Source organism: Parabacteroides goldsteinii (genome assembly GCF_020091425.1).
Taxonomy (GTDB): Bacteria; Bacteroidota; Bacteroidia; order Bacteroidales; family Tannerellaceae; genus Parabacteroides; species Parabacteroides goldsteinii.
The window spans coordinates 5007840-5021551 of the sequence record NZ_CP081906.1; the positions used below are offsets into that span (position 1 = coordinate 5007840).

Here is a 13712-nt window from a genome sequence, read left to right on the forward strand (position 1 = left end):
CTGTCTTTTTTAAAACCTCCATACATTAACATCTTTACGGCATGGATAAGATTCGATCAATAATAGATGAATTAAGGCGAAGGGCCGAAATAATCCGGGATGAAACACAAATTTCAGCTAATACTGCAGGACGTGTCGGTCAATTATTAATTGATATAATAGAGAGTGGTTCGAATCTTGAAATAATTGAATCAACTGACACCGAAACTGTACCGACAGACAATAATCTTTATTCGGCTCTCCGGGCTAAGAATGAGGATGACAAACGCCTCCGGAAAGATATTGAAGATTTTGCTCAGGAGTTGATTAATTTTTTGAAGGGAACAAAATTCGGGGAGTTCATTCCTGGTATTTTGACTGGCAAAGGTGGAATGATCGATGCTTTCGGAAATGGAGAACTAGAGTCTCTTATTATACGTCGTTTTTTGGAAGTGCCTGAAATAAGGTTTAATCGGGTTGAAGTATTTACAGGTATCAAGTGGAATGCTCCAGGCGGCGGTATCATTGAATCTGTAGATGTAGAAAATCGGACTGCTAAACTGAAGCTAGAGGATGGTGAATTTGGTGCTATCTCAGTGGGTGATATCAGTATGGGTATATTTCACTCTCTTACGCCTTCTGAAAATTCGACAGAGGATAAAGACGATAGCAAGGGAGGATTTACTTTTGCCGGCTTCTATACTGCCTATTTCACCATTACAGAAATACTGGACAAAGAGAACAAAACATTTAGATATCAGGTCCGTCCTTCATCAGCCAGCTATCCTCATGAGTTCCATCCATGCGAGGCCATGCATTTTGTCAGCTACGGAAACTTTGTCAACAAAGACCGTCAGACATCTAATTATTCAACTCGGACCTATACCCGCTATCTTTATCATGTTGATGGCTGGGAATTTGAAAAACGTCAGATTGCTGCTCAGTTTGGTGATCTAACCAATCTGTCGGTACATGGGTATAACATGACCGGTTATTCAATCTTTTTGAATAACATTTACATGACTGGTGTGATCAACCAGATGTCAGCAGATGGAACGTCTGTTGAAAGAGTACCATTTTTTAAAGGTGCTTGGGTTAAAGGGAAATACGCTTACTATGATGAAGTAACTCATGCCGGATCTTCCTGGCTTTGTATCAATCCGGATGGAACAACATCGGAGCCGGCCGATGGTAATCTGGATTGGTTTAAGCGCGTCTCAAAAGGCGAAGACGGAAAAGATGGGACTAGCGCCGAGGCCGTCGGTGAATGGGACTCTGCCCGTGGCTATAAAAAAAGTAACATCGTTCGAAGTGATGGAGCCTCCTTTATTGCCAATAGAGACAATAAAGGAGTAAAGCCACGGAAGAATCCGGGAGGATATTTGACCACCGGAGGAAAATACTTAACCACCGGTGGCAAACGATTATATACCGGTGATCCCAATCATCCTTGGCAACTAATTTCCGAGGATGGTAAACCTGGTCAACAAGGTGTTCCTGGCCAAAAAGGAGATGACGGAATACAGTATTATACCTGGTTAAAATTCGCTGATGATGATAAGGGTAACGGTATGTCTGAGTTACCGGCAGGGAAAAAATATATAGGACTGGCCATAAATAAACTAAGCCCTATCGAATCCAGTGATCCTGCTGAATATACTTGGGCTTTAATTGTCGGAGAAGGAATACCGGGGAAGCCTGGAGATGATGGAAAAACTTACTACACATGGGTCCGATACGCAGATGACGCGCAGGGTAATGGGATGAGTAATAGTCCTGATGGAAAGGCATATATAGGGCTGGCATATAATAAAGAAACTATCACAGAATCAAACAATCCTGCTGATTATATATGGAGTAAAGTTAAAGGTGATCCGGGTGAAGCTGGCTTGAACTATATAACAGAGCCTTATAGTCCATACCGGGAATACAACCAACGTGATCTCTTATCTTTTGCAGGTGGCAAGATATTTTGTAAAAAGAAAAATACAGGGCAGACCCCTGTGCCATTCCTGAGCACAGGAGGTAAGTATCTAAAGACCGGTGGTAGTTACCTATTATACAAGCCTCTTACAGTCGAAAATATTAATTCGGAATACTGGGACATCTTTATTCCTCCGACAGTTATTGAACTTGTAGAGAAGGAATTTACGACTTATCATACGAGCATAACCAAACCGCCCCGCCCGATCCTGACCGGTAATTCTTGTGGTTGGAGTCAAATGATCATGGCTGGAGCTCGTTGGAAGTCCACGAAGAAAGCGGTGTCAGATGCTGCCGGCACTTGGAGTGATCCTGTACAATATTCGGCCGAAGACGGCAAGCCCGGAACTGATGCTACGGCCTATTGGTTGGTATCTCCGGTAACAAACATTGTATTTAACTCAGTTGGTACACCTACGCCATCGGCTTTTACCGTTATCAGTAAACAGCAGACCGGTGCGGGAGCAGTACAAGCGTCAAATAAATTTTATCTGGCCTGCCGCAAATCGGCAACAGGCACATCGGCATGGGAACAACATGTGGCTCCGGTTAAAACCTCGTCTATCAATGTGACAGTAATAGCGGGAATAAAGGCGTACTCAATCCGAATGTATGAAAAACAGGCAGATGCACAAGCCTGGAACTCTAATTATGTAGATGAAGTTGGGGTGTCTGTTATCCGTGATGGCATAGATGGAGAACGTGGAGCTACCGGATCAATGCCTCGTAATTGTGGCTTTTTCGATGTAAATGAAGCTCCATACTATTGGAACTCCCTTTATCGGGATATTATACTATATCCATTCGGTAATGTGTATTACATATTTCAAGTTAAGAATTATAATCCGGATCAGGGCATTTCGGTTCCACCAACATCATCGTCTGGTGATAGTAATTGGGAGCCGGCGAATAAACTCGGTTTTGTCGCGATGGATACAGCCTTTATTGATGGGGCTAACATTGCCGAGTTTATGTTTAAAAACAAAAAGATGCAAAGCCAGGATATTGATCCTGACTCTGGAGAACCCAATCTGTTGTTAGATGGAAAGACTGGTGAACTTATCAGTAACAAATGTACCCTTCGCGGGAAGTTTGAAACATCAAAGGGAGGTAATCGAATTATTATTGATCCGGTTGAGAAGTGCCTTAAAATGATCAATAGCGATAATAAGGAAATTACTCGTTTGGACTTTTTCGTAACGTCAACCAGGTCTGGTCCCCGTCTTGCTTTTGATCTTTATAACTCAGGAATTAAGAAAGCGAACTTAGTTATTACCGGTGATGGTTTATCAATTTATGATGATTATATCTATGCACCTTTTTTTGCGGTAGATGCTACAAATAAAAGGATAAAGATAAATGCCGATCGTATGCCATTAGGGAGAGATAAAGTCGGTTTTAACGAGGTGTATTTGGATGGTGAAACATTAAAAGTAAAAAAAGGATGATAAAAGTGATTTACAATAATTTAATCCCTAAACGGGGATTCGCCATGAATGTTTTTGGTTTCCTTTTCATAAGGACTGGAGATACTCCGGAGCCAGGATTTATTAATCATGAATCAATACATACGGCTCAGATGAAGGAGTTAGCCTTTATAGGCTTCTATTTGCTATATGTGATCGAATGGTTTATCAAGCTCTTTATATATGGCCGAAAGGCCTATGAAAATATCTCGTTTGAAAAAGAGGCTAATAAATATCGCTTTGATCAGGATTATCTAAAAAGGCGAAGTCATTATGAGTGGTTTAGGCTCATAACGATAAAAAAGTGAATCAAATAATAACAACTAAAATTGAAATATTATGGCAAATGAAATAGAATTAAATGGTTTGGCTGACACAAATAACTTGCCTGATGATTGGAAAATATCGTTAATTAATCCGGCAACGTTGCAGCCGGCTCAGAATATTAAGGTTGCTCAATTTATTGAGTCGCTAACAGGGAAAATGCCCGTAGCGACAAGTGACACAAATGGTTTATTTAGTAGCGAAAACTCAAAACTACTGTCATCATTAAAATACAAAACAGGAGCTTCTTCTGATTCTCAATATATTTTATTAATGAGAACAGCTGATTTTCATTATAGTCAAGGGTGTGCCTTGATTTGGGCTGGTAATCTTTCTTCTTATTTAATCGGTCCTATATGTGCTGTATTAAAGAAAAATTCAATACCGGTGTTAACTTCGCTAGACGGTAATATCGGTTTAAATAGAGGGTATTATTATAGAGTACATAATGATATGCTGGAACTATATGTTGAATCAGATAATGGTATAGAAGTTTCTATTACTCCAATAGGATATTTTGGAGTAACATATCCTTTGACAGTATCAGGTGATCCAGGAGGGTTAACTAGATTAGAGATACGGACAAGCAGATCAATGGCAGCTTCTGCTAACGCCTTAACTGAGACTACTTCTCTGAATAACAGCATTTTACCCCCCCCCCCCGCAAATTGCGTGCCAAACTCCTCTATTACAGACAGTTCAGTCGAACAATTTGCGGTGTCCGCTGTATCGGATTCAGCCAGTCAGGAAGATTCAACACCAGTTAAAAGTGAACTACAGGAACAGTATGTCTGGTCAATTGACAAGATCGGAAAAGCTGTCCTGGAACTACAGGAAGAAAACAAGAGACTTAAACAAATCCTCAATATCTCTGACGATAGCGAGGTACAACAAATGTAACCTTCCGCGGGCGGGACCGCCCCGGTTAATTAATTAACAAACATATGACAGATATAGAATTAAATAAATTAGGTGTAAAATCAGATAGTTTACCAAATGATTGGTTTGTGACATTGGTTAATCCTAAAACCGGAGAACCAGGAGAGAATATGACGATAGCGAGATTCATAGAATTATTACCTTTCCTTTCGACCTCAGGTGGAACGATTAAATCTACATTAGAATTCGGATTTGCAGCCAGCGGGGAAGTAATGATAAAAGATAAATTAGATATAATGCACATAGGGGTTCAAATGAATTCTAGCTTCGCTTACATAGGCTATGGTGTCAAATATAAAAAAGAATCGTTTGATATAGTCAGTACTCGTTATCAAAATGAGCCTTCGATTTATTTTATGTACCTTTTTGCTAATGACGGGATATATTTCGCGGCGACAGATCGGACAAGAATACCGGTTGGAGATATAGTTCAAAATTTCACATTCAAAAAGATTGCAGGTGTTTCTACTCTTAACGCTTTCAGTCTTACACCGAATGACTTGACTGAGACAATTATCGAAGAAGTCCCGGTATCAGCCGATATCCCGATGACATTGCAAGAAAATGGACTACCGACACCGACAATGCAAACTGTCGAACACTACGAGTACAATATCCAAAAGATGGGTGAAGCTATCCTCGAACTACAGAAGCAAGTTGCCAATTTGAAAGCCTAATTGATTATCTATATCTGCCATGACCTTTTCTTTATCAAATTAATTAACAGGGAGAAATCCCACAACATAGTAAAGTAATATGGCAGATAAAGCTTTAAATGAACTAAATATAAAATCAGACTCCCTACCGGATAACTGGTTAGTGACGCTAGTTAATCCGACAACAGGAGCCCCTTCGGAGAATATGACAATAGCAAGGTTTATTGAATTATTTACGAATAAACAACCTGTAGCAACTGATTCGTCTAATGGATTAATGGCTAAGGAGTCAGTTATTTTGAATAGAATGATCTATAATGTAAGAATTGAAGCTGGTGGTGAATACAAAATACCCAAGGGATCTGGTTTTTATGGCCTATACTATATTTCAGCAGTCAGTGATGGACTTAGCGCTTTATATAGGACTAATCATTATCAAGGTGGCGTACTAATTTCAGGAGATAATATCTTTTCTGATGTATTTGAAAAAGAAGGAAAAGTATCCATTGGAGTCAAAAGTGGCGAGCAGGCTCAGGCTTATATAATCAATAAAATGACAAGAGCTATAACGTTTAGTTTAAGAATACTATGAATAAAAATACAGAAAAACGATACTATCTCAATCGAGATAGACAGGAGCTTATAGAATCCTTACAAGCCTCTGATTATAAGATTATCAAAGCAACAGAATATACAGCTTTGGGGCTAAAATGTGAATATGATCTTAATGCCATACATCAAGAACGACAATCTATCCGGGATCAGATCAACCAATTGGAACTGGAGATTGCCAAACTGGAATAGTTCAAAACGCAAAAGAGTTGAGCCAGCAAAGATGTCCTTGCTGGCTTTCTTTTTTATTAAAATTTGAAAAAATGTGAACGTTACGGATGTCACTAACCAGACGCTCTTTTACATTCACACTCTATATTCTGTTGTTCATCGTACTATTTATATTATCTACAAATTAAGTTTGGTAGCTTTCTGTTACTTTGGTATCTTTCCTCCCTAAATAATAGTTATGAAAGCAGATAAGCAACATAAGGTTTTACAAGCGGGTTTAATTCAACCTAAACAGGAAAGATCGAAGTTTAGTTTTGTAGATAACAGACTAAATGCCATTATTCAGGCAAAAATGATCAATGTTATTCAAAGGCAAATAAATCAAGGAGTCTATAATAATGCACGCCAAATTCTAATTGACGCAGGATCAATAACAGCTCAAAATGCACATCCAATACATAATCAACCAGGGGGAGTTCCTAATCATTATGGGCAACAATTAGTAGATGAAGCACAAGAGGATGAAGCTAATTTTAGAGCACAAGGTGACCAAGCTGCTGCGGATCAAATTCGCGTAGCAGTACGAATTGTTAAAAATATGTTCGGGTTTTACCCTTAGCAATTATAGAAGACTTTTAATTACCTTAAATTCCTTGGAGCATTTAAGTATTAATTGGATAGCGCTTAAATATCCATTTTTAACTTTCAGTACTAAATGTTGAACAACATACGATCCCGAAGACAAGGGATCGAAATTAGTCGTATGTTTGTGGCATCAAAAACGTAAACCTATTCATAGGTAAAGTTAGGGCGTCTGGGTAGTGATATCCGGACGCCCTTTTTTGTCTTTTTGGATCAGGCTCTATAATTCTTCCTTTGTCTCAAATTTAAACCCCTTATACAATGGAAGATTTAAAAACTCTCATCATTACAACATTAGCTGCACTCGCAGCCTATTTTTCTCCTATTTACGGGATGGTATTATCCGCTACTGTTATTTTTATTCTTCGTTTTATTGTCGGTTACCTGACAAGTAAAAGAGTTGACAATGAAGACTTCTCATTCAAGAAAGCATTTAATTGTGTTATCGAAGCAACAGTATTCTACGTTTTGATTTCCTGTACCTTTTTTATCGGTGATCATATGAATAACCAAAATGGAGCATTACAATCAATCTCAATGATTACTTACGCTTTACTCTATTTCTTCTCTGTCAATGTTACGGGTAATTTAAAAAGACTTTTCACTGAAAGTCAATGGATCGCATTCATTCATTATGTAATAAGTATCGAATTTATTAAAAATGTATCCTTCATAGATACCTTTCTAAAACAAAAAAACAACAATGGCAAAAATTGAAGTACTCGTCCCGATCATCTTCAAATGGGAAGGTGGTTGGGCTGACCACAAAGCTGATAAAGGCGGCAAAACAAACATGGGTATAACACTCTCGACCTGGAAGTCCTGCGGCTACGACAAAGACGGCGACGGGGACATTGACGCTGATGACCTGCGACTAATCACCCGTAACGACGTAGTTGAAGTGCTCCGGAAAAACTACTGGAATCGTTGGAAAGCAGACCAGATCCGGGATCAGTCGATTGCAAATATCCTTGTAGACTGGGTTTGGGCTTCCGGTAAATGGGGTGTCATTATCCCACAGCGCTTACTCAATGTTACAGCTGATGGCAAGGTTGGGCCGGTAACGTTAGCCACAATTAACCAGGTTAACCCGAAAGCATTTTTCTTACGTCTGAAAGAAGAACGTATCAAGTTCTGTGAAGATCTATGCAAGCAGGATCCATCACAAAAAGTATTCCTTCAGGGTTGGATTAATCGAATCAACGATTTCAAATATTTAGGATAGGGCGTTCCGGCGTTCCCGGCAGGCTATACATTACAATCGGTTCCCGGATTTACATTTCTATCCTTAACGCGGAGGGAGAGGTTTTAGCCTCTCCCTTGTCTTTTTACCCTACACGACTACCCTCTATTTTCGCCAAAAACAATAATTTATGCAGCCTATTCAACAAACAGCAACCACCGAATTAATTATCGACGGTGAACGGGCGAAACAAGAATTAACCCTAATCGAAGAAAAGGTAAAAAGCGTTGACAAACAGATCCGGGAAGCAAGAAAGACCGGCGATGCTCAACTCGTTAAATCTCTCAAGGATCAGAAAAACCAACTCTTAGCAAACCGTAAAGCTCTACAAAAAGAGGCTATCGAAGTCAACAGAATCCTGAATAACTTATCGACGGCCAAGCCTAAAGAACTAAATGCTACCATCCGAGAATTAACCAGACAACTATCGGATCCTAAAATAAAGCGAGGTTCCCAGGACTGGAAGTTTCTCAATGATCAGATCCGCCGGTGCAAAAAAGAACTTAGCCAGGTAAATGCTGAATTACAGGTCGGTGAATCCCGTTGGACGAAAGCTAACAATTTAATCGGAAAGTATGCCGGTATGATAGGAACTGTCATTGCCGTTCTCACCGGCATTACTCTTGCCTTCAGTAAATTTCGCCAGGAACGCGACGCCCTGGAAGAATCTGCTGCAGACCTGAAGGCGTTAACTGGCCTGGATGATGATAGTATTGCTTGGTTAAAAGGACAAGCTCAAAAACTATCCACAACAGTCACAGAAGAAGGTATCCGGATCCGGCAATCATCAACTGAAATCCTCGAAGCCTACAAACTGGTAGGATCGGCAAAACCAGAACTACTCGGTAACAAAGAAGCATTGGCCGAAGTCACAAAACAAACATTGATTCTTGCTTCTGCTTCCGGCATGCGCCTGGTCGATGCAGTAGACGCAACCACTTTGGCACTGAACCAATATGGCGACGGCGCTGATCAGGCAGCCCGCTACACCAATGCACTAGCAGCCGGTAGTAAATACGGATCCGCTGCAGTCGAAAGTCAGACAAAAGCAATCAAAACTTCCGGTGTCGCTGCAGCTTCAGCAAAAATACCCATCGAGCAGCTGATCGGTACTATCGAAACACTAGGAGAAAAGGGTATCAAAGACGAAATTGCTGGTACCGGGTTAAAAAAGTTCTTCCTGACCTTACAAACCGGATCAGATACAACGAATCCAAAAGTAGTTGGCTTAACCCAGGCTCTGGAGAATTTGAGTAAACAACAAATGACAGCTGCCGATATCAAAGCAAAATTCGGAGAAGAAGGATATAACGTTGCTTCCGTCCTGATCAACGAAGCTGAGAAAGTAGAATACTATACCAAAGCTGTTACCGGAACAACCGTTGCCATTGAACAGGCAGTAACTAAAAGCGAGACTGCAGCTGCAAAACGTGACCAAGCAAAGAATAAACTTACAGAACTCGGAATCGAGTTGATTGATCAGCTGAATCCTGCAATTCTTTCAGCCATGAATTTAACTACTTCCTGGACGAAAAAGCTAGTGAACCTAATTTCATGGATCAGCAAGAACAGTTCAGAAATAGGTTTGTGTGCCGGTGCCATCGCTGTATATACCATTGCTGTCAATTCTTCCGTCATTGCAGACAAAGCAAAAGCTCTATGGACAGGCAAAGTGATCACTTCCGTAAGAAAGCTATACTTATTGCTTGCTTCAAACCCCTGGGTAGCTGTTGGTACTGCCATTGCAGCTGCCACCATATATCTTTACAAGTATGTAACACAAACATCAGAAGCAGAAAAAGCAAGCCGGGAATTTAGAAAAGAACTTGCTCAGGAACAACTTGAAGCCGGTTTCCTATTCGACGCACTGAAGAAAGCCAACGAAGGTACCGACACTCGCCGGAAGCTGATCCAAACCATTAACGAAAAGTACGGCCAATACCTGACCAATCAGCTTACAGAGAAAAGTAACTGGGAGGATATCGATACCGCTTTAAAGCAGGTCAATTCTTCCCTGGAAACGCAAATTGCAATGAAGATGAAAACAAATGCAGGATCCTCTATCACCGAAAACTATATTGACAATGTAGCTGATAAATACGACTATATTCGGAAACAGGTAGCCGGACAATCGTCCGAAGATATTGCAAATATCTATGTATCCGATCTAAAAGCCATGATGCAGGCAGGAGGGAAAACTGCCTATGAAATGTTTGATGAATTAAAGGGTAGATACGGAAATGTTTTGACATCTTCTGCATACCGGGATCTCATGCGCATCAAACGGCTTTCCGATGATTATAAACAGGATATGGTAGAACTTGATCAGAAGTTCACCTTCATGACACCCCCTGCCCATTCTGAAAGTTCCGGTACCGGTGGATCCGGTGGCGGAAGTGGTGAAGAGGAAAAGAAAAAATCCCTGCTTCAGATACAGAAGGATCTCCGCGAAGAAGCAGAGAAAATGCCTGAAACCACTGAAGCTGAAATTGCAGCCAAAAACCGTAAAATAGAAGTGATCGACGCAGAAATAGCCCGTCTGAAATCTCTTGGTAATTTAAAAGGAACCCAAGCAAAACAAGATAAAGAGGAAGCCAAACAAAAGAAGGCCCTGGAGAAAGCCTTAAAGGATAGTGATCAAACTTTTGCCGTGGTCAAAAATGCGGAAAAGGCCAAATATTACAATCAGGAGATCAAGAACGAAGCCCTATATAACAAGCACATCGAAATGATTGAAATGGCTTCCCTGGATAACCGGATCCGTCTCATGAAGGAGCACGGCCAGAAGTCGGATGCAGAAGAAGAAAAGCTCATGAACAAACGTATTGCCTTCCTCAAAAAGTACGGTAAGAAACTTAATTTTACCGATTACATAGGTGACATTAAAGTTGAAGAAGAAAAGGAAGACCCGGAAGTCGAACGCCTGATCGAGCGTACCAAGAAGTCCTATGAATATAAGCAAGCGGCATTGTTGGATCAATACGAGAAAGGACTAATCACTCAAAAAGAGTATCAGGAGCAAGAACGCGAATTACAAGAAGAACATCTTGAAACAATGCTTTCTAAACAAATAAATTATGCCAATCAGGTTGCCCAGATCGCAAGTCAGGCAAGTCAGCTAGTTAGTAAACTAAGCCAAAGTGAAGAACTGGCCATCGAAAACAAATATGCCGCTCAACTGAAAGCGGCCAAAGGAAATGCGAAAAAGACTGCCGCCCTGGAGGAACAGATGGAAGAAGAAAAGAAAGCAGTCAAAAAGAAATATGCAGATATCGACTTCGCCATCACAGCCGCTCAGATCATTGCGACCACGTCCGCGGCAATTATGCAACTTTGGGTAAAGCCGGGATTTCCTGCAGCTATTCCCCTGTCCGTTTTGGTTGGTGCTACCGGTGTCGCCCAGCTGGCATTGGCCAACAAACAACGCCAACAAATAAAAAATCTCTGGACTGGAGGTTACACTGATCAGGGCCCCTGGGACGAACCGAAAGGTATTGTGCATTCTGAAGAGTTCGTCGGCAATCGTTTCGCCGTCCGGAATAAAGCAGTAAACAAAGTTTTCAAAATGATTGATGTTGCTCAAAAGAACAACACAATCGCCACAATCAATGAAACAGACATCATCCGGGCACTCGGAGGCTTGTCTGTAACGAATCCGGGCACAAATCCTGTTTACCAGAATACGCCAACTGAACCAGATCCATACATCACAGAGGCTTTATTCCTGTTATCTTCCACTATCAAAGATCTCAAGAAACAAATGCAAGAAGGAACCCTTGCCCGTACCTATGTAACCGGTGATGGTGGTACGAAAACAGCTCGTGATAAATTCGACAAATTGTTGAAAAACGTAACTCGATATACTAAAAAGTCATGACACAGCTATACATAGAAAATCAAGAAGTCGCGCTCCCGGAAGATTTCACATTCGATTTAATCAAAGAGAACGCTTTTTTTACTAAAGGAGGATCTTTTACTCTGGATATATCAATAAACTTGGATATACCAGTAAATGCACGACTGTATAAGCACCTAAACAGGTTCACGTCCAGTTCATCATTTAAGAATAGATCTGCTCGTCTTATCGTTGACGGCCGCACAATTCTGAATGGTACTGAAATTGTACTGGAGGTGAACGAACTATCCGCATCCATCCAGCTGGCGTCTGGAAACAGCGAATTAAACTACCTGATCGGTAGTGACGAAAAAATCTCAACCTTAGACCTGGGAGCAGTTCCGTATCCGAGCGAAGATGAAGCCCTGGCAACCTTCAGCAAAGGATATCCGGAATCTGATTATATTTGTGCACCGGTGAAAGCTGTTTCCGACAATCATGCCGTTGCTCTCAACAGCCTAAAAGGTTATAAAATAAAATATAACGACTTACCAAACGGTGCCCCGGAGATTGGATTGCCGGCAATGTTAGCCCCAAAAGAAATACGTCCTATGCCATACCTCTTATTCTACATAGAAAGTATCGTTAAGGCACTCGGTTATACTATTGGGACTAATGCACTCCTGGAGACTGAATATAAAAGGCTTTTCATCGTACATGGAAAGAAGCCGGCTAAATGGGAAGAATTGATCGGTGATAAAAAAGTAACTGAATTTTTGACAGAGGTAGAAGAATTGTTCAACATCGTTTTTGTTATCTCAAAAGAAGATAAGCAGGTCGATATCCTCTTTATGCACCAGTACTATACCAGTCAAGCAAATTTATTTTCTCCGGATATAGTGGAAGAGCAATTTGAACGCAAATTCCTTACAGCTGATGAACAACCGGAAAGTCATACAAACTCAAATATACGCTACGATCTTCCGGACGACGATTATTATAAATACGAGGATATCGATCCGGAGATCCTTGAAGTTGTACCGGTCGTTGAAGTCAAAAATATAGCTGAACTCAACGCCATCACTACACCAGCCAAAGAGGAACACCTGCAAAACCTATACCGGGATAAAGAAACTGGAGCCGAATTTATCGTAGAAAAGACAGATCAGACAACGGAGGAAACACTGAAAACCCGTTTACGCCGCGTCAACACATTCAAACGGTTGAAGAAAAAAGATGCAAAGAAAGATATTGAAATCGGTATTATTCCGGCAAACATCTGTTCACAATATGTAATTGCCTGCGTTTACCCGTTCGGGGAACTATTGACATATAACGGTTATATTACCATTCCGGAGACAGATACCTATATAAGTGAAGAAGAAAATATCACTGTTGCAGAACGTATCGACGGGAAGAAAGGAGAAGAGAAAGAAGTCGATAAAATCCAGGTGGCTTTCTGGACTGGCATAAGAAGAATTGAAAACAACACCTTTGAAGGTGATCCCGACGGATTTCCGGAATTTTTAGATTTTCCTTTTTCTACAACTCATTACTATGCACCCTGGGTGACAAAGAAGTATTTCCTGATTGATGAAACGAAGGCTACACTGGCATTTAACGATAAGAACGGGCTCTACCCGACGATATATGCACAGGATATATTTGATCCGGAGCAAGAATATACAGTACATGCCATATTGACGACCACAATTCCTTCCCCATTGGATATTTTTATAGTAAACGGTAAAAAGTTTATTTGTAAATCTTTGCAGTTCAAAATTACACCTGACGGCTTTGATCCGGAATATCAGGCAACATTGTACGCCATGCAGTAAATACAAATCAGTTTACACTTGTGT

11 protein-coding genes are annotated in these 13712 nt (G+C 40.7%); all 11 read left to right on the plus strand.

Annotated features, from left to right (window positions below; translation table 11 throughout):
- Positions 1-41 precede the first annotated feature (41 nt).
- The 11 genes from K6V26_RS21055 (at position 42) to K6V26_RS21105 (ending at position 13688) form a co-directional block, all read left to right on the plus strand.
- Positions 42-3410: a hypothetical protein gene (locus tag K6V26_RS21055; protein WP_224263765.1), complete on the plus strand. Its 3369-nt coding sequence runs from the start codon at positions 42-44 to the stop codon at positions 3408-3410.
- Positions 3407-3736 carry a hypothetical protein gene (locus K6V26_RS21060; protein WP_224263766.1) on the plus strand — a complete coding sequence of 110 codons (330 nt, stop codon included), beginning with the start codon at positions 3407-3409 and terminating at the stop codon, positions 3734-3736. Before K6V26_RS21055 ends, K6V26_RS21060 begins: the two co-directional genes overlap by 4 nt.
- 31 nt (positions 3737-3767) lie before the next feature.
- Positions 3768-4652, plus strand: coding sequence for a hypothetical protein (locus K6V26_RS21065; RefSeq protein WP_224263767.1), 885 nt, complete (start codon positions 3768-3770; stop codon positions 4650-4652).
- A 44-nt stretch (positions 4653-4696) separates the two neighbouring features.
- Complete coding sequence (locus tag K6V26_RS21070) at positions 4697-5368, plus strand: hypothetical protein (RefSeq protein WP_224263768.1); 672 nt, start codon at positions 4697-4699, stop codon at positions 5366-5368.
- A 79-nt stretch (positions 5369-5447) separates the two neighbouring features.
- The gene (locus K6V26_RS21075; protein ID WP_224263769.1) at positions 5448-5939 is read left to right on the plus strand and encodes a hypothetical protein; all 492 of its coding nucleotides are present in this window, start codon (positions 5448-5450) and stop codon (positions 5937-5939) included.
- The gene (locus K6V26_RS21080; protein WP_224263770.1) at positions 5936-6151 is read left to right on the plus strand and encodes a hypothetical protein; all 216 of its coding nucleotides are present in this window, start codon (positions 5936-5938) and stop codon (positions 6149-6151) included. Before K6V26_RS21075 ends, K6V26_RS21080 begins: the two co-directional genes overlap by 4 nt.
- A 217-nt stretch (positions 6152-6368) precedes the next feature.
- Positions 6369-6749 carry a hypothetical protein gene (locus K6V26_RS21085; protein ID WP_224263771.1) on the plus strand — a complete coding sequence of 127 codons (381 nt, stop codon included), beginning with the start codon at positions 6369-6371 and terminating at the stop codon, positions 6747-6749.
- A 284-nt stretch (positions 6750-7033) separates the two neighbouring features.
- A complete protein-coding gene (locus tag K6V26_RS21090; protein WP_224263772.1) occupies positions 7034-7489 on the plus strand; it encodes a hypothetical protein in 456 nt (151 codons plus the stop codon).
- Positions 7476-7997 (plus strand): glycoside hydrolase family 108 protein, encoded by a 522-nt coding sequence (locus K6V26_RS21095; RefSeq protein ID WP_224263773.1) that lies wholly within the window; start codon positions 7476-7478, stop codon positions 7995-7997. Before K6V26_RS21090 ends, K6V26_RS21095 begins: the two co-directional genes overlap by 14 nt.
- A gap of 148 nt (positions 7998-8145) precedes the next feature.
- Positions 8146-11892, plus strand: a complete 3747-nt coding sequence (locus K6V26_RS21100) for a phage tail tape measure protein (protein ID WP_224263774.1) — start codon at positions 8146-8148, stop codon at positions 11890-11892.
- Positions 11889-13688 (plus strand): hypothetical protein, encoded by a 1800-nt coding sequence (locus K6V26_RS21105; protein WP_224263775.1) that lies wholly within the window; start codon positions 11889-11891, stop codon positions 13686-13688. Before K6V26_RS21100 ends, K6V26_RS21105 begins: the two co-directional genes overlap by 4 nt.
- Positions 13689-13712 lie beyond the last annotated feature (24 nt).